Consider the following 21342-nt stretch of genomic DNA (forward strand, 5'->3'; position numbering starts at 1 on the left):
AGCAGCGTCCGGCCAGTCCGGCCTCCAAGAGAGAACTGCATGATCGAGCATCTGGACGGGGCAGTGATACCGACTGGTTTCGACGTACCAGTGGAACCGCTACGGCGCGCGGCGCACTACACGGGCGACCCCGGCTGCATAGCCGAGGCCCGTGCCTTCGCCGCGCATTTCGTCGACCAGCTCAGGACCGAGTGGTGCGCCACGGTGGGCGCCCGCGTGTGCGGTGACGTGATGCTGGTGGTCAGCGAACTGGTCACCAACGCCGACCGGCACAGCAACGGGCCGTACATCCTCGAGCTGGAGGGCACCGCGGCCTCGGTCACCGTGAGCGTCTACGACAGCAGCGACGCCCTGCCCATGCGGTACCCCAAGGACCCCGAGCGGGTCGGCCGGCACGGACTGGAGATCGTGCACGCGGTGGCGGCGCAGGTCACCGCCGAGCGCGTGCCGGTCGGCAAGCGGGTGCGCGCCGTGCTCAGCTTCTGACCGCCGGCCCGGTGGACCGCGGGCCGGGCCGGACGGGTCAGGCGCAGCCCAGCTCGCCCAGCATGCCGTGGCGCAGCCGGCCGATGATCCGCTTGATCAGGCGGGACACGTGCATCTGGGAGCACCCGAGCCGCTCGCCGATCTCCGCCTGGGTGGCCTCCTCCACGAACCGCAGATGGATGATCCGCCGGTCGCGCTCGCTGAGCCGCGCCATGAGCGGGGCCAGCGAGTGGAAGTCGTCGACGAGTCCCAGCCGGTCCTCCTCGACGCCGATGAAGTCCGCCAGGACCGACTCGCCCTGCTCGGGTCCGTCGCCGGTGAGCGCCGCGTCGAGCGAGGAGGAGTTGTAGCCGTTGGAGGCGATCTGCGCCTCGACCACCTGCTCCGGCGAGAGGTTCATCAGCGTGGCCAGCTCCGCCACCGTCGGCTCCCGGTCCAGCCGGCTGGAGAGCTCGTCGCGCGCCTTCGCCAGCTCCACGCGCAGTTCCTGGAGCCGCCGCGGGACGTGCACCGCCCACGTCGTGTCCCGGAAGAACCGCTTGATCTCACCGACGATGTACGGCACCGCGAACGACGTGAACTCGACCTCGCGCGCGACCTCGAACCGGTCGATGGCCTTGATCAGACCGATCATCCCGGTCTGGACGATGTCCTCCATGTCGTCCCCGCGGCCGCGGAACCGGCCCGCCGCGAAACGCACCAGGGACATGTTCATCTCGATGAGGGTGTTGCGCGCGTACTGGTAGTCGGGCGTGCCCTCCTCGAGAACGCTCAGCCGCCGGAAGAACTGGCGGGACAGCTCGCGCGCGTCGCGCGGAGCCACGCGCCGCGGCGCCGCGATGTCGGGCAGCGGCGCGTCGTGCGGTCCGGTCCCGGCGGCGTTCTCGGCGATCTCGGCCTCCGACCGGACAGTTGCGGTCTGCATGGCCTCTCCCTCGAAAGTCGCGGTACTCGGTCACCGTGCCCGCGCCGTCACGGTTCGGCGTGCGTCGTGCTCGTTCCGTGAGCGGGCACCCGCGTGCGGCACCCCTGGACGGTGCGGGTACCCGCTTTCGGACGACCCATGCCCACCGGGACCGGTCGTGGCGCGCTCCGCGTCGCCTGCTTCCACCACGGCCCGTCGATTCCACCCAGGGCGCAACGCCCCGCTCTTCCCGGTGCGGCCCGCTCTCCTAGGCTGGGAAGGTGAGCCACCAGACGCCGAACCGAGCCCGCGTGATCCCGCTGCGCCCGCCTGCCGAGCGCCCGGACACCGCCCCCGCAGTCCCCGCGCCCGCCGCGGCGCCCGGGGCCGCCCCCCGACCGACGCCCCGCGAACCCCTGTTGCGCGACCTCGTCGGAGACGTCCTGCGCCGTGAACGGCGGGCACAGGAGCGCACGCTCAAGGACGTCGCCGACGAGGCGCGCATCTCCATGCCCTACCTCTCGGAGGTGGAGCGGGGCCGCAAGGAGGCCTCCTCGGAGGTGCTCGCGGCCGCCGCCCAGGCCCTCGGCCTCAGCCTCGCGGACCTGCTGTCCCGGGCTCAGGGGGAGCTGGTCCGGCACGCCGCCCGGCGCCCCGTGCGAAGCCGGACGACGACCGCGTCGGCGTACGACGGGCTCTGCCTGGCCGCCTGACGAGCCGCGCGGGCCGGCGTCTCACACCGTCAGGGGACGCCGGCTCAGCACCTCGTCGGCCAGGCCGTACGCGACCGCCTCCTGTGCGGTGAACACCTTGTCGCGGTCCATGTCCGCGCGCAGCGTCGCGATGTCGTGGCCGGAGTGACGGGCCAGCACCTCCTCCACCTGGGCGCGGATACGGACCATCTCCTTGGCCTGCAGCGCGAGATCCGAGACCGTGCCCTGCCGGCCGCCGCTGGCCGGCTGCCCCAGCAGCACGCGCGCGTGCTCCAGCACGAGCCGTCGGCCGGGATCGCCGCCCGCCAGCAGCACGGCCGCCGTCGAGGCCGCCTGTCCGACGCAGAGCGTGGAGATGGGCGCCCGGACGAACGTCATCGTGTCGTAGATCGCCATCAGCGAGGTGAACGAGCCGCCGGGGGAGTTGAGGTAGATCGAGATCTCGCTCTCCGGGGACGCCGCCTCCAGATGCAGGAGCTGCGCGATCACGACGTTGGCGACGCCGTCGTCGATCTCGGTGCCGAGGAAGATGATCCGCTCGGACAGCAGCCGGCTGAACACGTCGTAGGACCGCTCGCCCTGCGGGGTCCGCTCGACCACGTTCGGAATCGTGTAGGTCCCCATGTCACAGCCCCATCCGTCGCTTCTGCGCGGCCGGGCGGACGTCCGCGAGGGACTCCACGACCCGGTCCACCATCCCGTACTCCCTGGCCTCCTCGGCCGTGAACCAGCGGTCGCGGTCGCCGTCGCGCGAGATGGTCTGCGGCGACTGCCCGGTGTGCTCGGCGGTGATCCGCTCGATGGTCCGCTTGGTGTGCTCCAGGTTCTCCGCCTGGATCTCGATGTCCGCCGTGGTGCCGCCGATCCCGGCCGACGGCTGGTGCATCATGACGCGCGCGTTCGGCAGCGCGTACCGCTTGCCCGCCGCGCCCACGCTGAGCAGGAACTGGCCCATGCTGGCCGCGAATCCCATCGCGAGGGTCGACACGTCGTTGGGGATCAGCCGCATGGTGTCGTAGATGGCGAGCCCGGCGTGCACGGAGCCGCCGGGGCTGTTGATGTACAGGCCGATGTCGGTGCGGGAGTCCTCCGCCGACAGGATCAGCAGCTGCGCGCAGACCCGGTTCGCGGACACCTCGTCGACCTGGGTGCCCAGCAGCACGATGCGCTGACCGAGCAGTTGGGCGGCGAGCTGGTCGTCGAAGCGGGAGGGCTGGGTGTCGCCGTCCGCGGCGCGGGGAGCGAGCATGGTGAGTGGAGTCATCGGGTCTCCTCGTCGTGGCGTGATGCCGTCGACTCCACTCTTGACCTCGGCGGACGCCCGCACGCCGGTTCTCTGCCCGTGGCAGATCCGCTGAGGGCAGAGCGAAAGGCACCGGCCGGCCGATGAGTTTTCGGACGGGCGGGAGTCGATACAGACGACCGCGTTCCCACCCAGGAGGTGCTCATGACCACCGACGGATTCACCACGTGTCTCTGGTTCGACGGCCAGGCCGAGGAAGCCGCCCATTTCTACGTCTCGGTCTTCAAGAACTCCGGCATCGGCTCCATCGGACGCTACAACGAGGCCGGTCCCGGTCCGGCCGGATCCGTGCTCGCGGTGGAATTCACCGCCAACGGGCAGAAGTTCGTCGGCATCAACGGCGGCCCGCAGTTCACCTTCAGCGAGGCGATCTCCTTCCAGATCTACTGCGCGGACCAGGACGAGGTCGACCACTACTGGACCAGGCTCACCGAGAACGGCGGTGAGCCCGGCCCCTGCGGGTGGCTCAAGGACAAGTACGGCGTGTCCTGGCAGGTCATCCCCGACGGACTGATCGAGATGATCAGCGACCCCGACCCGGAGAAGTCCACCCGCACCACCAAGGCCATGTACGCCATGGGCAAGCTCGACGTCGCGGCCCTGAAGAAGGCCTACGACGGCGCGTAGCCACCGGTCGCGGGCGCGTCCGGTTCCCCGACCAGGGGTGTTCGGCGCGCGATGCGGCGGCGGGGTGGCTAGCGTGAGGAACCGGACAATCCATCTCATCGGGAGGGCCGCCGTCATGGCCGTACGACCAGAGGGAACCCCGTGCTGGGCCGACGCGATGTTCAGCGATGTGGACGCCGCCAAGCACTTCTACGGCGAGGTCCTCGGCTGGACCTTCGGCGACGCGTCGTCGGAGTACGGGAACTACACGCAGGCCTACGTCGACGGCAAGGCGGTCGCCGCGGTCGTCCCGCCGATGTCCGGCCAGGAGGGCCAGTCGCAGTGGTGCCTGTACCTGGCCTCCGCGGACGCCGCCGCGACCGCCGCCCGGATCCGTGAGAACGGCGGCGAGGTGCTGATGGAACCCATGCAGGTGGGCGACTTCGGCACGATGTGCCTGGGGCGCGAGCCGGGCGGCGCGGTGTTCGGCGTGTGGCAGGCAGGCGTCCACGAGGGCTTCGAGGCTCCGCCCGAGCAGCCCGGAGCGTACTGCTGGGCCGAGGTCTTCACCCGCGAACCGGAGCGGACGGACGCCTTCCTTCCGGCCGTCTTCCCGTACACGGCGAAGCAGATGCAGGACGACGCGGTCGACTTCCGGATGTTCGAGATCGGCGGCGACACCGTGCTGGGCCGTATGCGGATGACGGAGGAGTTCCCGCCCGAGGTGCCCTCCTACGTCAACGTCTACTTCACCGTGGACAACTGCGACGACGCCGTGGCGCGCGCGACCAAGAACGGCGGCATCCTGCGCTTCGGCCCGATGGACACCCCGTTCGGACGGTTCGCGGCGATCAGCGACCCGCAGGGCGCGAACTTCTCGGTGATCGACGTGACGACCACGGCGGGCGAGATGCCGCGGACCACGGACGTCTGACCCGGTCCCGCCGAGATCCGTGTGCGGCCCTCCGCGGCCGAGGAGCGGGGCGAGGCTCCGGGCGGGTCATGGCATGATCGGGCGCATGCGTGAACGACTGGTGGCCGCGTGCGACGGGGCTTCGAAGGGGAACCCGGGACCCGCGGCCTGGGCGTGGGTGGTCGCGGACGACACGGAGACGCCGACCCGCTGGGAGGCGGGCCCGCTCGGCAAGGCCACCAACAACGTCGCCGAACTCACCGCGCTGGAACGTCTGTTGGCGGCCACCGATCCGGCCGTCCCGCTCGAGGTCCGGATGGACTCGCAGTACGCGATGAAGGCCGTGACCACATGGCTGCCCGGCTGGAAGCGCAACGGCTGGAAGACGTCCGCCGGAAAGCCGGTGGCCAACCAGGAGCTGGTCGTCCGCATCGACGAGCTGCTCTCGGGCCGCTCCGTCGACTTCCGCTACGTGCCCGCGCACCAGGTGGACGGCGACCCGCTCAACGACTTCGCGGACCGTGCGGCCAGCCAGGCGGCGGTCGTCCAGCAGCCGGCCGGCAGCGCTCAGGGCTCGCCCGAGCCGCCGGCCTCGCCGGACACCCCGAAGGCGCGGCCCGCCTCGAAGCCGGGCCGCTCCGCCGGGGGCAAGTCGCCCCGGCGGAGCGGCGGTTCGTCGACCCGCACGATCAGCGCCAAGTTCCCCGGCCGCTGTCTGTGCGGCCGTCCCTACGCGGCCGGCGAGCAGATCGCCAAGAACGACCAGGGCTGGGGACACCCGGAGTGCCGGACGGCGGCCGCCGACGGGGGCTGACCGGCGGTGCGGGGCCCGGCGACGGCGGTCACACCACCGCGCCGCGCCAGCCCCCGGTCTCCAGGCCGCGCTTCTCGATGAACGTCTTGAAGCGCTCGAGGTCCCCCTTGGTCTGGCGCTTCACGAAGCCCAGCTTGTCGCCGACGTTCTCGGCGACGCCTTCCGGCTGGAACTCCATCTGGAGCATCACCTTGGTGTGGGCGTCGTCCAGCCGGTGGAAGGTCACCACCCCGGCCTGCCGGGCCTCGCCCGAGACCGTGGTCCAGGCGACCCGTTCGTCCGGGATCTGCTCGGTGATCTCCGCGTCGAACTCCCGGTGCACCCCGTTGACACTGGTCACCCAGTGCGTGAGCGTGTCGGTCCGCTGCTCGACGCGCTGCACGCCGCCCATGAACTCGGGGAAGCTCTCGAACTGCGTCCACTGGTTGTAGGCCGTGTGCACGGGCACGTCGACCTCGATGGATTCCTCGACCTGCGACACGGTCGTCTCCTCCTGCGTTGTCGGGTTCATCCTGTCGGTGTTGCCCGTGGCGGGTACCCGTCACCGCGGCGGCAAACAGGCCGGTTCGGTCAGTCGACGTCGAAGGTGTAGTGGGCGGTGTGGTCGAGCAGGTCCGCCGGGGTGGTGTCGTTCCAGGGCCGCATCGTCTCGTGCAGGTCGACGACGTCCGGGGTGCCGCCACCGGGGACGTACCCGGACCCCGGGTGCCGGCGCTGCCACCGGGCCCACAGCTTGTCGATGTAGGCGTGGTGCAGCCAGAACACCGGGTCGTTGGGGGAGACCCCGGTCGACATCTGCCCCCCGACCCATACATGGACCCGGTTGTGCAGGTTGACGCCGCGCCAGCCCTCCAGGTGATTGCGGAAGCCGTCCGAGGCACTGTTCCAGGGGGCCATGTCGTACGTCGCCATCGCGAGCACCGACTCGACCTCGGCCCGGGTCGGCAGCTCGCGGACGCCCGTGCCCAGTGAGCGACGCAGGTAGGTGCGGCCGTCCACCCGGACGTTGATCGGCCAGCCGCCCGCCGCCGCGGCGAACGGACCGTCCATCACCTGGCCGTCCCGGCTGCGCCCGCTGCCGCCGAGGAAGTCCGGAGCCCACAGCGAGGAACGGGGCGAACGGTCGGCGGACCAGTCCCAGTACGGCAGCGCCACCGAGGCGTCCACCGACTGCAGCGCCCGCTCGAACTCCAGCAGGAATCTGCGGTGCCACGGCAGGAAGGAGGGTGAACGGTGGCCGGTGCGCTCGCCGTCGTCGGTGTCGCCGAGGATGAACGCGTTGTGCGTGGTGACGAAGGTGTCGTAGCGGCCGGTGCGCTTGAGTTCGAGGACGGCGGCGACGAACCGCCGCTTCTCGTCGGCGGTCAGGGCGGCCTGGTTCTTGCGGACGGTCATGTGCGGTGCTCCAAGGGTGCGGAAGGGCAGGGCGGTCGGCGGGTCAGCCGGCCGGGAACGGGACGAGCCGGGCGCCCTGCAGCTCGTCGACCGCGGCGCGGGCCGCGGCCCGCGGTGTGGCCACCGGGTCGTAGTGACTGACCACGCTGATCCAGGAGCCGTCGGCGTTGCGCATCACATGCAGCTCGACCCCGTCGACGTACACGGCGTAGCCGCCGCCGTGGTGATGGCCGCCGCCGCCCTGGCTCCGGCCCTGTATCCGGCGGCCCCGGTAGACCTCGTCGAAGGCCTCGGGGGCGCCGTGCGCATGGTGCCCGCCGTCGGCGCCGCGGGCGGCGCGGGCGGCGGGGACGGCGGCGAGCGTGGCGCCGACGGCGACGGCGGCCGCGGTGAGTGCGCGACGACGGCTGAGTTGCGGCATGCGGGATCTCCCGGAGGGCGAAGGGTTGACGACTCCGCATGCCTATCGGTGGGGCTGCGGGGCCGGGAAATCTCCCGGGAGCGGTTGGCCCCGATCCGGACATTCGCTTACATGTCGTGCAATCTTGAACCAAGATGATCTTGGCCGTGGACGCGGCCGCTGTGGGGCGGAACGGGCAATTCCTTTCCGCCGGGACACCGCTTCCGGTGATCTTTCTCGGGTCGCGGCGACGTCGGTGGTGTGGCTCACGTGCGAAAAGTGGCGCGATCGGGCAGGTGGGGCGTCGACGGGGCACCCCCACTCCCTGCTACCCTGCGTCGTCAATCAATCACGTCTGGTAACTCCAAGGGGTGCGCGTGAAGGTCGCCTGTGTCGGCGGCGGGCCCGCCGGCCTGTATCTCTCGATCCTGCTCAAGCGGCAGGACCCGTCCCACGACATCACCGTCCACGAGCGCAACCCGGAAGGCTCGACCTACGGCTGGGGCGTCACGTACTGGCAGGGTCTTCTCGACGAACTCCGCTTCCACGACCCCGAGTCGGCGCGCGCGATCGAGGAGAGCTCCGTCCGCTGGAACGAGGGCGTCGCGCACGTACGGGACCTGGCGACCCGTCAGCCCGGCGACAAGGGGCACGGCATCGGCCGCCACCGACTGCTGGAGATCCTCGCGGACCGGGCCCGCGCGCTCGGCGTGCGGCTGGAGTTCGAGAGCGAGATCACCGCCGAGAACCTGCCGGACGCCGATCTGGTGGTGGCAGGCGACGGCGTCCGCAGCGCGCTGCGCACCCACCACGCGGACGACTTCGGCGCGCAGCTCACCGAGGGCCGTAACTCCTACGTCTGGCTCGGCACGACCAAGGTCTTCGACTCCTTCACCTTCGCCTTCGTGGAGACCGCGCACGGCTGGATCTGGTGCTACGGCTACCCCTTCAGCGACGAGCAGAGCACCTGTGTGATCGAGTGCGCCCCCGAGACCCTGGCCGGGCTCGGCCTCGACCGGGCGAGCGAGGCCGACGGCCTCGCCGACCTGGAGAAGTACTTCGCGCACATCCTCGACGGCCACTCCCTCGTCGGCCGCGCCTCCTCCGCCGGCGGCAGCGCCCAGTGGCTCACCTTCCGCACCCTGGTCAACCGCACCTGGCGCCGCGGCAACCTCGTCCTCCTGGGCGACGCCGCCCACACCACCCACTACTCGATCGGCGCCGGCACCACCCTCGCCCTGGAGGACGCCATCGCCCTCGCCGCGGCGCTGCGCGAGTGCGCGGACCTTCCCCAGGCCCTCGACCGCTACGAACGCGTACGCAAGTCCGCCCTGCTGTCCCAGCAGAGCGCCGCCCGCTACAGCGCCCAGTGGTACGAGAACCTCACCCGCTACATCCACCTCCCCCCGGAGCAGATGTTCGCCCTGCTCGGGCAGCGTCACTCGCCCCTGTTGCCCTATGTCCCGCCCCAGCTGTACTACCGCCTCGACCGGGCGGCGGGACGCCTGGAGGCGCTGCGCCGCCTCAAGCGCTGGCTGGGTCCGAAGCTGGCGCGCGGCGCGCACGCCCGCACGCTGACCTCCGGCAAGTAGTTCCGGCAGTTCCGGGCGGGCCCCTTCGCTCCGGGCGATCCTTGGGTGAATGGCCATTCACTGCTAGGGTGAATGGTCATTCACCTCTTTTTCGCGTGCTGTTCCGGCCGTTGGAGTGCCCATGGCGTCGCCCGCTCCGATACCCGCTCCGACCAGCGGGAACCCCGCCCGACGGACCCGGCTCACCATTCCGGTCCTCGCGTACTGCGGAATTCTCATGGCGGTCATGCAGACGGTCGTCGTCCCGCTGCTGCCCGACCTGCCCCGGCTGACCGGCGCCTCGCCGGGCGCCGTCTCCTGGACGGTGACCGCCGCACTGCTCTCCGGCGCCGTCCTCACCCCGGTCCTCGGCCGCGCCGGCGACATGTACGGCAAGCGACGGGTCCTGCTCCTGTCGTTCTCCCTGATGGCCGCCGGCTCCGTGATCTGCGCCCTCACCTCCGACATCGGTGTGCTGATCGCGGCCCGCGCCCTGCAGGGCGCCGCGTCCTGCGTCGTCCCGCTGTCCATCAGCATCCTGCGCGACGAACTGCCCCCGCAGCGCCGGGGATCCGCCATCGCGCTGATGAGTTCCACCGTCGGCGTCGGCGCCGCGCTGGGACTGCCCGCCGCGGCCGTGGTGGTGCAGTACGCGAACTGGCACGTGATGTTCTGGGTGACCGCCGCCCTGGGCGTGACCGGCGTCGCGCTCATCCGCTGGGCGGTGCCCGAGTCGCCGGTGCGCGAGCCGGGCCGGTTCGACGTGAGCGGCGCGCTCGGCCTCGCCGCCGGACTGGTCTGTCTCCTGCTCGCCGTGTCCCAGGGCGGCCAGTGGGGCTGGGGCGGTCCCCGGATCGTCGGTCTCTTCCTCGGCGCCGTCGCCGTGCTCGGCCTGTGGTGGCGCCGACAGCTGCGCTCCGCGGAGCCGCTGGTCGACCTGCGGCTGGTGTCCCGCCCGGCAGTGGGCCTCGCCCACGTGGCCGCACTGCTGACCGGCTTCGCCTTCTACGCCAACTCGCTCGTGACCGCCCAGCTGGTGCAGGCTCCCGAGGCGAGCGGATACGGGCTCGGGCTGTCCATCGTCCAGACGGGTCTGTGCCTGCTGCCCGGCGGCATCACCATGCTGCTGTTCTCACCGCTCTCCGCCCGCATCTCCGAGACGCGCGGCCCCCGGATCACCCTCGCCCTCGGCGCCGCCGTCATCGCCGCCGGGTACGGCGTGCGCGTCGCCGACAGCCGTGAACTGTGGATGATCATGGTGGGAGCGACGATCGTGGCCACCGGCACGACCCTCGCCTACTCCGCGCTGCCCGCGCTGATCCTGCGCGCCGTCCCGCCCGGGCAGACCGCGTCGGCGAACGGCGTCAACGTCCTGATGCGCACCATCGGACAGGCCGTCTCCAGCGCCGCCGTCGCCGCCGTCCTCGTGCATCACACCAGCCTCCTCGGCGGAGCCCGGGTGCCCACGCTGCACGGCTACCTGCTGGCCTTCGGGGTAGCGGGCGCGGTGGCGCTCGGCGCGTGCGCGGTGGCGCTCGCCATCCCCGGCGACGCCCGGTCCGACGACACGCCGATGCCCCGGGGCCGCACCCGGCCGGTGCGCGACGGGGCGAGGGAGGGAGCATGAACCCGTGAGCACCCCACCCGACGCCTCGGTCCCGACCGGCCCCCCGGCTCCCGCCCGCCGCGACGCCGAGGCGACCAGGGCCGCCATCCTGCGCGCGGCCCGGTACCTCCTCGCCCGCCAGGCCCACGCCGACATCACACTCAAGGCCGTCGCGGAGCGAGCCGGAGTGAGCGCACCCCTGGTCCTGAAGTACTTCGGCAACAAGGACGCCCTGTTCGCCCGGGTGATGTCCTTCCAGGAGGACGCCGACGCCCTGCTGGACGCCCCACTGGAGCGACTCGGCCGGCACATGGTCCGGCATGTGCTGGTCAGTCAGCGCGAGCGGGGCGCCGACCCCCTGCTGCGCATCGCGTTCGCGCCCCTGCACGGCGACCACGGCGACGTCCTGCGCGCCAACTTCCGCACCCAGGTCACCGAACGTCTCGCCGCCCGCCTCACCGGCGCCGACCGCGGTGTCCGCGCCGAACTCGCCGTCGCCGCCCTGCTCGGCCTCGGCGTCATGTTCGGCATCGCCCGCGGGAGCGAACTGCGGGCGGCGCCGGTCGACGACGTCGCCGACCGGTACGGGCCGACGATCCAGACCCACCTCGACGGCGGGCCGGGCGACGGCGGGCCAGGTGCCGCGGGCGCCCACGGCGGATGACACACTGACGGCATGGAAGAGCGCGAATTCGGCAGGTCCGGTCAGCACGCGTCCGTCGTCGGTCTCGGCACCTGGCAGCTGGGGGCCGACTGGGGCGACGTCGACGACAAGGAAGCCCTGACCGTGCTGGAAGCGGCGGCCGAGTCGGGAGTCACCTTCTTCGACACCGCCGACGTGTACGGCGACGGACGCAGCGAGCAGACCATCGCCGCCTTCCTGAGCGGCCGGCCCGACCTGCATGTGCTGGTCGCCACGAAGATGGGCCGCCGCGTCGACCAGATCCCCGAGAACTACGTCCTGGACAACTTCCGCGCCTGGAACGACCGCTCCCGCCGCAACCTCGGAGTCGACCGCGTCGACCTCGTGCAGCTGCACTGTCCGCCGACTCCCGTCTACTCCAGCGACGAGGTGTTCGACGCCCTCGACACCCTCGTCGAGGAGGAGCGCATCGCGCACTACGGGGTCAGCGTGGAGACCTGCGCCGAAGCCCTCACCGCGATCGCCCGGCCGGGCGTGGCGAGTGTGCAGATCATCCTCAACCCGTTCCGGCTCAAGCCCCTGATCGAGGTGCTCCCCGCGGCCCGCGAGGCCGGCGTCGGCATCATCGCCCGGGTTCCGCTCGCCTCCGGGCTGCTGTCCGGGAAGTACACCAGGGACACCGTCTTCCCGGAGAACGACCACCGCGCCTACAACCGGCACGGCGAGGCCTTCGACCAGGGCGAGACCTTCTCCGGCGTCGACTACGCCAGCGGCGTCGAGGCCGCCGTCGAGTTCGCGGCCCTCGCCCCCGAGGGGTACACCCCGGCCCAGCTGGCGCTGCGCTGGATCGTCCAGCAGCCCGGCGTGACCACCGTGATCCCAGGCGCCCGCTCGCCCGAGCAGGCCCGCGCCAACGCGGCCGCCGCCCGGCTGCCGGAGCTCTCCGAGGCCACCCTCGCGGCCGTCCGCGACCTCTACGACCGGCGGATCAAGGAGCAGGTCGAGGGCCGCTGGTAGAAGATCCCGGCGCCGGGCGGCAAGAACCGCCGCTCGCGGGGTACTCGCGGTGAGGAGAGGGTCGAGGGACCCCGCGAACCGGGAGGACGGCAGAGGTGACCGACACGGCGACGAGTGCCGAGAGGCGCACGGGGCGCGACGAGACCGAGGAGGAGAGAGCCGACCGGATGTGGGGGGAGCTCATCCAGGAGATCCGCGTCGCCCAGACGGGTGTGCAGATCCTCTTCGGCTTCCTCCTGACCGTCGTGTTCACCCCGCGCTACGTGGATCTGCAGGTCGTCGACCAGGTCATCTACATCGTGACCGTGGTCCTCGGCGCCTGCGCGACCGGCGCCCTCATAGGCCCGGTGTCCCTGCATCGGCTGGTCTCCGGGCGGCGGGTCAAGCCGCAGGCGGTGCGGGTGGCGTCCAGGCTGACCCTCGTCGGCCTGCTCCTGCTGCTCGCCACCATGACCTCCTCGCTGCTGCTCATCCTGAGGGTGGCCACCCATGACGCGTTCGTGCCGTGGCTGGTCGCGGGCGTGGTCGCGTGGTACGGGCTGTGCTGGTTCGTGCTGCCCCTGTGGACCCGGAACCACTACACGACGGACTGAGCCGGGCCACCCGCCTCGGGGGCCGCGCCCCGTGCGCCGCGCAGCGCGGTGATGCAGCTGCCGATCGCCTGCTGGAGTTCCTCCAGCTGCTGGACCATGTCGTCCTCGTAGATCTCCTGCGCGTCGACGTCGTCGAAGGTCAGCTCCTCGAAGACCCTGGTCGCCCGCTGCAGGCTGCTGTAGAACTTCGTGCGCCGCTCCTGCACGCGCAGTTCGGGGTCGGCCTCGACGGTCTCCACGACCAGGTTCTTCATGGTGTCGTAGGCGTCGTTCGCCCACTCGCCGGAGTCCTCGCCGTCGTCCAGCTCGTCGAGCAGGGAGAGGTGCCGCTCGGCTTCCTGACGCAGCTCGGCGGGTGCGTCGAGGGTCTGCCCGGCGGGCGTCCTGATCTGGCCGGACTCGGCGATCTGGCGCACATAGCCGATGCGGTCGGCGGAGCGGCTCTCGGAGGCCACGGCCTTCTTGAGGTCGTCGGTGCGCACGACGTCACGGGCCAGCTCGTGCTGCAGTTCCGGGTCCTCCTTGATGCGGTCCAGGAGGGCGGCGCGGGCCGCACGGGCGGTCGAGGGATCGGCGAGGATCGCGGCCCGCAGGGCGGTGGGGTTCTCCGCCACCTCCAGCGCCTTCGTCGGCCGGATTCCCTCGGCCTCGGCGGCCTCCGCGATCGCGGCGCCGCGCTCGGACGTCGCGCTGGAGCGCGAGACGTAGTAGGTCAGCCAGACCTCGGCGTCCGGCAGCTCGACCTCCTGGCCGGGAGCCAGCTCCTCGAAGTGCGGGACGAGGCCGTCGTCCGCGGCCCGGTCCCACGCCTTGTAGAACCGCAGGACGCGCTCCGGGGAGCAGCCGGCCAGCCCGGCGAACTCCTTCGCCGACACCTTCGGCGTCTCCTGCGCGCTCTGCCCGCCCGGCCGGACGCTGCGCGCCACCAGCAGGCCGAAGGCCCATCCGCCGGTCCGCGCGTAGACGCCGAACTCACGGGCGTCGCGCGCCACGAGGTCGGACAGGGGCGCGGGGGACGTCTCGGCGGAAGCCTCGACGGCCGTCTCGGGCAGGTCGATCGCCAGGGTCACGGGTGGCTCTCCTCTACAGGCTGGCGACCGCGGGATGGGCGCCGCGGACGTCCGGAACGGCAGCCTATACGCGCTTCGCGGCCGGCCCCGGGCAGACCCGCGCGCGGGGCCGGCCGGCCGGTCACCCGAAGGCGCTGCGCAGCGCGGGCAGCAGGGTCTTCTCCGACCAGTCGAGGTAGGCCGGTTGGGCGTCGCCGCCGATCTGCACCAGGGCGACCTCCGTGAACCCGGCCTCGACGTAGGGGCGTACGGCCTCGACGAAGTCCTCCGGGTCGTCGCCGCAGGGTATCGAGGCGGCGACGTCGTCGGGCGTCACGAACCGGGTCGCCGCCTCGAAGGAATCCGGGTGCGGCAGTTCGGAGTTCACCTTCCAGCCGTTGCCGAACCAGCGGAACTGCGCGTGCGCCCGCTGCACGGCCGTGTCCCGGTCGGCGTCGTGCGACACGGGGAGCTGGCCCACGCGCGGCTTGCCCGCGCCGCCGTGCCGGTCGAACGCCTCGAGCAGTCCCGGCTCGGGCTCGGTGGCGATCACCAGGTCTGCCAGCCTGCCCGCGAGCGCGCACGAGCGGTCGCCGGAGACGGCGATCCCGATCGGCGGCGGCTCGTCGGGAAGGTCCCACAACCGCGCCGAGTCCACGTCGAAGTGAGTGCCGTGCCGGGTGACGTGCCGGCCCTCGAACAGGGCCCGGATGATCTCCACGGCCTCCTCGAGCATCTCGTGCCGGACGTCCACCGACGGCCACCCGCCGCCCACCACGTGCTCGTTGAGGTTCTCGCCCGAGCCGAGCCCCAGCCGGAAGCGGCCTTCGGACAGCAACTGCATCGTGGCCGCCTTCTGCGCCACCACCGCCGGGTGGTAGCGGAAGGTCGGACACGTCACGTACGTCATCAGCGGAATGCGCGAGGTGGCCTGGGCCGCCGCTCCGAGCACGCTCCAGGCGTACGGAGCGTGTCCCTGCGAGCGCAGCCACGGGAAGGAGTGGTCCGACGTCACCGAGAAGTCGAAGCCCGCCTCCTCGGCCCGCACCACGTGGTCGACCAGGTCACGAGGGCCGGCCTGCTCGGTCATCATCGTGTATCCGATTTGCACCATGGGCCCCGAGTCCCCGGCCGCCGCGGGTGGAAACAGACCGCCGGTGACCGGGAAGGGGCGCCGGCGACCGGAAAGGGCGCGGCGATCGGGAAGGGCGGCGGCGCCTTCCCGCGGGCCTCTGCGCCCCCCGGTCGCCGGGCTCAGGCGGTCGAACCGGGCCGGAAGGTCTTGAAGAACGTGTCGAGGGCCTGCCGGTTGGCGCGTGTGTTCCAGTCCGCGGCGGGCGTCGTCCAGCGGAGCGAGAAGCTGCGCTGCCCGCCGAGCAGGAATCCGCGGCCGAACGTGCGCTCCTGCCCGTCGGCGCCGTCGGAGAGCCATTCCATGTCGGCGCCCTTGTAGCCGAGGTACGTCGTGGCCCTGATCTGGCCGATCCGCCGGAAACCCGCGGTCCGCCTCAGGTTGGGTTCGACGTCGTCGCGCCAGACGGCGACCGGGTCGGGTCCGGCGTCCTTGCTGAAGGTGACCGCCAGGGTGCGCGGGTCGCCCTTGGCGCCGAAGGTGACGCGATAGGCCCCGTCGGAGGCGCGGGCGGTGTTCAGCCGCTGCCAGCCCTTGGGCAGGGCCACCGAGAAGCCCTCGTCGGCGTGGTAGACCCGGAAGCCGTCCGGGAGGGCGTCGGCGGTGGCGGGCGGCGAGGTCCGCGGGGGTGTGCTCGGGGAGGGACTGGCCGGCCTGCTGGGTGCGGGAGTCGGCGTCGGGGCCGGGTCCGGCGTGCCGGAGACTCTGTCCCCGGCGTCCTCACCGGGCCCCGTGGCGGTGGCGGACGGTCGGGCCTGCGCGTCGCCCGCCGCCGTGTCGTCGCCGTCGGGCAGGCCCTGGGCCACGGCGAGCGCGGCGAGCGCCACGGTGACGACGGCCATCGCGGTCCCGGTCGCCATCGCCCGGCCGCTCCACTGCGGGCCCATGTGCCGTGCGGCGGCGCGGACGCGGCGCAGCCGGGGAGCGGGCACGGCGGCGTGCGGGTCGTCGTCCAGCAGTCGGGTCAGGGACTGGCGCACGACCGTGCGGGTCAGCCGCTCCCGGGAGTCCTTGCGCAGCAGCCCCTGCACGACCGGGGTGAGGGGACCGGCGCGCAGCGGAGTGCGCAGGGGCAGCTTGTCCACGCCCTTCAGGGTGGCCTCGGGTCGGTCCCGGTCCCGGTACGGCGGCCGTCCCTCGACCATCGTGTAGAGGAGCGCGCCCAGCGTCCACAGGTCCGCGGCCGGGCCGATCCGTTCGTCGCGGGCCTGTTCGGGCGAGGCGTACGACGGGGCCGCCACGCGCGGGGCCAGGGTCGCGCCGGCCAGCCCGAACCCGGTGAGGACGAGGGGACCCTGGCTCCGCACGAAGATCTGGCCGGGGCTCAGCTCGCCGTGGGTGATGCCCTCACCGTGCGCGACCTCGAGCACGTCGAGCAGCTGCAGCCCGATCGCCGCGGCCCGTCCCGGGCTGAACGCGCCCTTCTGCGTGATGAGCTGGCCCAGCGGGAGGCCGTCGATCCATTCGGTGACGGTCCACAGGGACCCCTCCTCCTCCAGGGCGTCGACGACCGAGGCGATCCGGCCCGGGCACAGCCGGGCCATCGTCTCCGACATGCGCAGCACCCGGTCGGCGGCCTGGCGTGCCTTCTCCTCGCCCTGGTCGGCGGGCAGACCGATCCTGGTGACCAGGCAGGGCCGGGCCGCCCCGGTCTCCTCGACGTACTCGCCGTACCAGCTGACGCGGTTCGTCTCCCGGTGGACGACGTCGAGCAGCCGGTACCTCCCGGCGACCCACTCGTGCGTGGAGACGTGCGTCTTGACCATGGTCATCCCTCGTCGAAACCGCTGTCACCTTTCCCAGTGGTACGACCGGCGCGAGGGGGTGCGTTCAACGAGACGGCAACTCGGCCCGATTCCTGTCCTTCATTCAAGAAAGAGACTTCGCCGCGGGTCGAGTAAGTGTGCGAGAAAAGGGAATTGACGGGCTTCGGTACGGGCCGCACCCGTCCCGTCCTGCGGGTGTAACCCGCGGTAAACAGGACGTGGGGGTCTCCTCGGGCGTCCGGAAAACGACCTTCCCGGCCGCGGTCCATTCCGTTCGGCGACGCCTCGGCCGGGATTTCCCTCTTCCCGGCGAATCGACTCAGCGCACCTCGAACCGGTCCGTCCAAGCCCTCATGTCGGCAGCCGTCGCGTTGCCCCCGCAGACCACCAGTCCCAGCCGTGCCCCGTCGCCGACCCGCTCGACGACCCGGCGGGCCGCGGGCAGCAGACAGCCGGCGGCCGGCTCGGTCCACACCTTCGCGTGCTCGGCGAACTCCACGGACCCCCGCACGGCCTCCCGGTCGGAGACCACCAGCACCTCGGTGACGAGCGCGCGGACGTGGTCGTACGTCAACCGCGAGACGCTGGGCGCGCTGAGGGTGGTGACGATCGACGACAGCGCCACCGGCACCGGCCCGCCCGCCGCCAGCGCCTGCGACATCGCCTGTGCGCCCTCCGTCTCCACGCCCCAGATCCGCACACCCGGCCGCCGCGCCCGCAGGGCCGCCGCGACACCCGCGATCAGCCCGCCGCCGCCGATGCTGACCAGCACGTCCGTGAGCTCGTCGGCGTCGGCGGCGAGCTCCAGACCGACGGTGCCCTGTCCGGCGACGACCAGCGGATCGTCGAACGGGTGCACCAGCGTGAGGCCTTCGTCGCGCAACCGCTCCACCAGCGCGAACGCGGCGTCCATGCCGTCGGTCAGCCGCACCGAGGCGCCGGCCGCCTCCGCGGTCTCCACGGAACGCGCGGGCGCCGAGCGCGGCATCACGACCGTGGCCTTCACGTCCAGGGCGGCGGCCATCACCGCGAGCGCGACGCCGTGGTTCCCGCCGCTCACGGCCACCACTCCGGCGGCCCGCTCGGCCTCGCCCAACGACAGCAGCTTCGCCGTCGCGCCCCGCGCCTTGAACGAGCCGGTGCGCTGGAGGAGTTCGAGTTTCACGGTCACGGGGACGCCGAGCTGGCCCGACAGCCCGGGGCTCGGCACGGTCGGGGTGCGGACGACATGTCCGGCGATCCGTACGGCGGCGGCTTCGATGTCCGAGATGCCGATCAAGGCGGTCACCCTTCCGGCGCGGGCGGCGGGAGACGACGGGACCGCGCCTTGGCTCGTAGTGTCCTCGCACCCTCACCCGGCGCCGCCGTGCAGGTCAACTCGCCGGGTGTCCGCGCGGGGCTCAGCCCGACACCCCGGCCTCCGGTTCCAGCAGCCGCTCGCGGTAGGCGATCGCCACGGCCTCCGTGCGGCTCGCCGCGCCGAGCTTGGCGAGGATGTTGGAGACGTGCACGCTCGCCGTCTTGCCGCTGATGAACAGCTCCTCGCCGATCTGCCGGTTGCTGCGGCCGAGCCCGAGCAGCCGCAGCACCTCCTGCTCCCGGGCCGTCAGCGACGCCGGACGGTCCCGGGCGCCCGCCGGTCCGTCGGCGAGCCGGCCGCGCCGGATCAGGGCGTCCGCCCGCTCCCGCAGCGGGCCGGCGCCCAGCCTGACGGCCGTCTCCCGGGCCGCGCCCGCCTCGACGGCGGCCTCCTCACGACGGCCGTCCGTGAGCAGGGCCTGCGCGTACCGGAGCCGGCACCGCGCGAGCTCGTACACGTCGCCCTGGCCGAACGCCGCCACCGCCCGCTCCCAGAGCGCCGTGTCCGGCCCCGTGGCGGCCCAGGCGCATTCGGCCTCGGCGCGGGCCAGCCAGGCGCGCCCCTCCGGCCCCTGCGGCACGCCGGTCCCGCCGCGCAGGGCCACCGCCCGCGCGGGCTCCAGGAGTTCGGCGGCCACGGCCGCCCAGCGCCGAGCCGTCGCCTCGTCACCGGCGTGCCGTGCCTCGGCGGCCGCGTCCGCGACGGCCGGGAGGGCGAGCGCGGTGAGCCGCACGGTGACGTCGGGGCGCGTCCCCGCATCGTCCGTGAGGGACTCCACCGAGGACCGCAGCCGCGCCACCACCGCCTCCGGGTCGCCGTCCGACGCCGCCGCGTCCGTCAGCACGATGCCCGCGACGAGCGTCGCCATCCAGTCGAAGCCCCCCTCGAGCAGGCCCCGGGCCCGTTCGACGGCGGTGCGTTCGCCGCGCGCGAGATCCACGTACAACGCGGGACCGACCGCGAAGCCGCCCGAGGCGGGCAGCACCGCGAGATCGGCGGCCGCCGTGCGCAGACACTCGTCCCAGCGGCCCAGGGTGTAGAGCACCAGCAGCTGCAGATAGCGCATCTCCAGCGGGTACGGAGAGGACAGCAGCCCCGCGCGGCGGGCCCGGTCCAGGCCCTCGGCCAGCCAGGGCAGGCACTCCTGCGGCTCCCCGGCCTCGTAGGCGCCGATGGCCAGGGTGAACAGGGCGCGCATCTCCACGGAGGCGTTGCCGCCCCGCCGGGCGAGCTCTCGCGCCTCCTTGAGGCGGGCCCGGCCCTCGGGGGAGCGGCGGCCGTCGCCCTCCAGGTTGGCCAGCGAGACCAGCAGATCGGCCCGGGCGTCCGTCAGGTCCAGCCGCTCGGCGACCCCGAGGGCCTGCCGGGCGACCCTGAGGGCGGTGCCGAAGTCGCCGACCTGACGCGCGGCCAGAACATGCGTGGCGGCCGCCCACACCCACGTGGGCGACGGCGGTTCGGCGGGGATCATCGCCAGCGCCTCGCTGCTGTAGGCGAAGGCCGCCGTCAGGCTGTCCACGTTCATCAGGGTGCCCGCGAGCGTGTACCGCACCCGGGCCGCCAGTTCGGAGTCGGTGTCCTGGCCGACGCCCGCCAGCGCGGCCCGGGTCAGGGAGACCGCGCGGTGCGCCTCCCCGGCGTGCGCGGCGGCCGCCGAGGCGCGCAGCGTCAGCGTGACCCGGTCGCCGCCCTCACCCGCCGGCAGGGCTTCGGTGGGCACGGACTCCCACAGGTCGAGGACGGATTCCAGATGCCGCAGCTCCTCGGCGGGCGCCCCGACGCGCTGGGCGTGGTCGGCGGCCTCCAGCGAGGCGGTGAGGGCCTCGAGCAGGTCGTGGCTCTCGCGGTAATGGTGCGCCCGCTCGGCCGCCGTCTCGGCCCGCCGGCCCCGGCCGTCCAGCAGCCGGGCGAACGCGCCGTGCAGCCGGGCCCGTTCGCCCGGCAGCAGGTCGGCGTACACCGCCTCGCGTGCGAGCGCGTGCCGGAAGGCGTACGTGCCGTCGTCGCCCGCGGCCAGCAGCCGGCGGCCGACGGCCTCGCGCAGCGCCGACTCCAGCTCGTCGTCCGGCAGGCCCATCGCGTCCCGCAGCAGGGCGTGCTCCACCCGACGGCCGGCGACGGCGGCCGTCCGCAGCACCTGCTGCGCGGCGTCGGGGAGTTGCTCGACGCGGATGAGCAGGAGATCGGCCAGCCCGCTCGGCATCCCGCCGGCCTCCCCGCACGCGGCGGCGGACAGCTCTTCCGCGTAGAAGGCGTTGCCCTCCGCCCGTGCCACGATCCCGCGCACCGTGGCGTCCGGCAGCGGGCGCTCCTCCAGGGCCCGCACCAGGCGGGTCACCTCCGCGTCCGCCAGCGGCCGCAATTCCAGCCGGTCCACGGCCGGCAGCCGTACCAGCTCCGCCAGCAGCGGGCGCAGCGGGTGCCTGCGGTGCAGGTCGTCCGCACGGTAGGAGGCCAGCACCGCCATCCGGTGGCCCCGCCCGTCGCCCGCCGGGCGTTGCAGGAACCCGCGGCTGAGCAGGAAGCGCAGCAGGTCCCGGGACGACTGGTCGGCCCAGTGCAGGTCCTCCAGGACGAGCAGCAGCGGAGCGACCTGCGACAGGTCGGCGAGCAGTGCCGCCATCCCCTCGAACAGCCGCAGCCGGCCCTCTCCGCCGGCCGCGCGGGCGGGGTCCCCGTCGCCCGGAGCCGCGCCGGAGCCCGCGCCCAGCAGCCGGTCGACCAGCGGATGCGCGCAGAGGACGGCGGCGAACCGCTCGTCGGCCGCCAGCGCGCCCAGGATCTCGGTGAACGGCAGATAGGGCAGCCCCACGTCGCCGAGGTCGACGCAGTGGCCGGTCAGCACGGTCAGGCCGGATTCCGCGGCCCGCACGGCGACCTCGCCGAGCACGCGCGTCTTGCCGACGCCCGCGTCCCCGGCGAGCAGCACGGCGCGCGCCTCGCCGTCGCGGGCGCGCTCCAGCACGCCGAGGAGCCGGGCGAGTTCCGCTTCCCGGCCGATGAACGGAGTGCTGAACACGGTCTGCGACACGCCTCCATCCTGGCACGCGGCGCCGATGACGCGGGCCGCG

The 21342-nt window shown here is 72.9% G+C and carries 21 protein-coding genes; 10 read left to right on the forward strand and 11 right to left on the reverse strand.

Annotated features, from left to right (window positions below; genetic code table 11):
• Nucleotides 1-39: 39 nt before the first annotated feature.
• Nucleotides 40-486, forward strand: a complete 447-nt coding sequence (locus OHS82_RS39100; protein WP_057581744.1) for an ATP-binding protein — start codon at nucleotides 40-42, stop codon at nucleotides 484-486.
• 37 nt (nucleotides 487-523) lie between these two features.
• Here OHS82_RS39100 and OHS82_RS39105 read toward each other — a convergent pair whose 3' ends face one another.
• A complete protein-coding gene (locus OHS82_RS39105; RefSeq protein WP_057581745.1) occupies nucleotides 524-1411 on the reverse strand; it encodes an RNA polymerase sigma factor SigF in 888 nt (295 codons plus the stop codon).
• Between the two features lie 260 nt (nucleotides 1412-1671).
• On the opposite strand from OHS82_RS39105, the gene OHS82_RS39110 reads away from it, so the two are divergent.
• Nucleotides 1672-2103: a helix-turn-helix domain-containing protein gene (locus tag OHS82_RS39110; RefSeq protein ID WP_057581746.1), complete on the forward strand. Its 432-nt coding sequence runs from the start codon at nucleotides 1672-1674 to the stop codon at nucleotides 2101-2103.
• 21 nt (nucleotides 2104-2124) lie between these two features.
• On the opposite strand, the gene OHS82_RS39115 is transcribed toward OHS82_RS39110, so the two are convergent.
• Nucleotides 2125-2727 carry a ClpP family protease gene (locus OHS82_RS39115; protein WP_057581747.1) on the reverse strand — a complete coding sequence of 201 codons (603 nt, stop codon included), beginning with the start codon at nucleotides 2725-2727 and terminating at the stop codon, nucleotides 2125-2127.
• A gap of 1 nt (nucleotide 2728) precedes the next feature.
• Nucleotides 2729-3367, reverse strand: coding sequence for an ATP-dependent Clp protease proteolytic subunit (locus tag OHS82_RS39120; protein WP_057581748.1), 639 nt, complete (start codon nucleotides 3365-3367; stop codon nucleotides 2729-2731).
• Nucleotides 3368-3550: 183 nt separating this feature from the next.
• On the opposite strand from OHS82_RS39120, the gene OHS82_RS39125 reads away from it, so the two are divergent.
• From OHS82_RS39125 to OHS82_RS39135, 3 genes are all read left to right on the forward strand, one after another.
• Nucleotides 3551-4033, forward strand: a complete 483-nt coding sequence (locus OHS82_RS39125) for a VOC family protein (RefSeq protein ID WP_057581749.1) — start codon at nucleotides 3551-3553, stop codon at nucleotides 4031-4033.
• Between the two features lie 115 nt (nucleotides 4034-4148).
• Nucleotides 4149-4946 carry a VOC family protein gene (locus tag OHS82_RS39130; protein WP_057581750.1) on the forward strand — a complete coding sequence of 266 codons (798 nt, stop codon included), beginning with the start codon at nucleotides 4149-4151 and terminating at the stop codon, nucleotides 4944-4946.
• 73 nt (nucleotides 4947-5019) lie between these two features.
• The gene (locus OHS82_RS39135) at nucleotides 5020-5739 is read left to right on the forward strand and encodes a ribonuclease H family protein (protein WP_328435592.1); all 720 of its coding nucleotides are present in this window, start codon (nucleotides 5020-5022) and stop codon (nucleotides 5737-5739) included.
• Nucleotides 5740-5767: 28 nt separating this feature from the next.
• On the opposite strand, the gene OHS82_RS39140 is transcribed toward OHS82_RS39135, so the two are convergent.
• From OHS82_RS39140 to melC1, 3 genes are all read right to left on the reverse strand, one after another.
• A complete protein-coding gene (locus OHS82_RS39140) occupies nucleotides 5768-6220 on the reverse strand; it encodes an SRPBCC family protein (RefSeq protein ID WP_057581752.1) in 453 nt (150 codons plus the stop codon).
• A gap of 89 nt (nucleotides 6221-6309) precedes the next feature.
• Nucleotides 6310-7134 carry a tyrosinase MelC2 gene (gene melC2 / locus OHS82_RS39145; protein ID WP_057581753.1) on the reverse strand — a complete coding sequence of 275 codons (825 nt, stop codon included), beginning with the start codon at nucleotides 7132-7134 and terminating at the stop codon, nucleotides 6310-6312.
• 43 nt (nucleotides 7135-7177) lie between these two features.
• Complete coding sequence (gene melC1, locus OHS82_RS39150; RefSeq protein ID WP_057581754.1) at nucleotides 7178-7555, reverse strand: apotyrosinase chaperone MelC1; 378 nt, start codon at nucleotides 7553-7555, stop codon at nucleotides 7178-7180.
• A gap of 350 nt (nucleotides 7556-7905) precedes the next feature.
• Between melC1 and OHS82_RS39155 the strand changes: the two genes are divergently transcribed.
• The 5 genes from OHS82_RS39155 (at nucleotide 7906) to OHS82_RS39175 (ending at nucleotide 12964) form a co-directional block, all read left to right on the forward strand.
• Nucleotides 7906-9126, forward strand: coding sequence for an FAD-dependent monooxygenase (locus OHS82_RS39155; protein ID WP_328435593.1), 1221 nt, complete (start codon nucleotides 7906-7908; stop codon nucleotides 9124-9126).
• Nucleotides 9127-9247: 121 nt separating this feature from the next.
• A complete protein-coding gene (locus OHS82_RS39160; RefSeq protein WP_328435594.1) occupies nucleotides 9248-10732 on the forward strand; it encodes an MFS transporter in 1485 nt (494 codons plus the stop codon).
• Between the two features lie 4 nt (nucleotides 10733-10736).
• Nucleotides 10737-11375, forward strand: coding sequence for a TetR/AcrR family transcriptional regulator (locus tag OHS82_RS39165; RefSeq protein ID WP_057581757.1), 639 nt, complete (start codon nucleotides 10737-10739; stop codon nucleotides 11373-11375).
• Between the two features lie 12 nt (nucleotides 11376-11387).
• A complete protein-coding gene (locus tag OHS82_RS39170; RefSeq protein WP_057581758.1) occupies nucleotides 11388-12371 on the forward strand; it encodes an aldo/keto reductase in 984 nt (327 codons plus the stop codon).
• Between the two features lie 167 nt (nucleotides 12372-12538).
• Nucleotides 12539-12964, forward strand: coding sequence for a DUF6328 family protein (locus OHS82_RS39175; protein WP_057581814.1), 426 nt, complete (start codon nucleotides 12539-12541; stop codon nucleotides 12962-12964).
• Here the strand turns inward: OHS82_RS39175 and OHS82_RS39180 are convergent.
• From OHS82_RS39180 to OHS82_RS39200, 5 genes are all read right to left on the reverse strand, one after another.
• A complete protein-coding gene (locus tag OHS82_RS39180) occupies nucleotides 12949-14034 on the reverse strand; it encodes a hypothetical protein (RefSeq protein ID WP_057581759.1) in 1086 nt (361 codons plus the stop codon). The genes OHS82_RS39175 and OHS82_RS39180 overlap by 16 nt on opposite strands.
• Nucleotides 14035-14155: 121 nt before the next feature.
• Complete coding sequence (locus OHS82_RS39185; RefSeq protein WP_057581760.1) at nucleotides 14156-15127, reverse strand: LLM class F420-dependent oxidoreductase; 972 nt, start codon at nucleotides 15125-15127, stop codon at nucleotides 14156-14158.
• A 140-nt stretch (nucleotides 15128-15267) separates the two neighbouring features.
• Complete coding sequence (locus tag OHS82_RS39190) at nucleotides 15268-16917, reverse strand: serine/threonine protein kinase (protein ID WP_328435595.1); 1650 nt, start codon at nucleotides 16915-16917, stop codon at nucleotides 15268-15270.
• Between the two features lie 313 nt (nucleotides 16918-17230).
• Nucleotides 17231-18190 carry a threonine/serine dehydratase gene (locus OHS82_RS39195; RefSeq protein WP_328435596.1) on the reverse strand — a complete coding sequence of 320 codons (960 nt, stop codon included), beginning with the start codon at nucleotides 18188-18190 and terminating at the stop codon, nucleotides 17231-17233.
• 121 nt (nucleotides 18191-18311) lie between these two features.
• Nucleotides 18312-21302 carry an ATP-binding protein gene (locus OHS82_RS39200; RefSeq protein ID WP_328435597.1) on the reverse strand — a complete coding sequence of 997 codons (2991 nt, stop codon included), beginning with the start codon at nucleotides 21300-21302 and terminating at the stop codon, nucleotides 18312-18314.
• Nucleotides 21303-21342 lie beyond the last annotated feature (40 nt).

This window comes from Streptomyces sp. NBC_00425 (assembly GCF_036030735.1).
Taxonomy (GTDB): Bacteria; Actinomycetota; Actinomycetes; order Streptomycetales; family Streptomycetaceae; genus Streptomyces.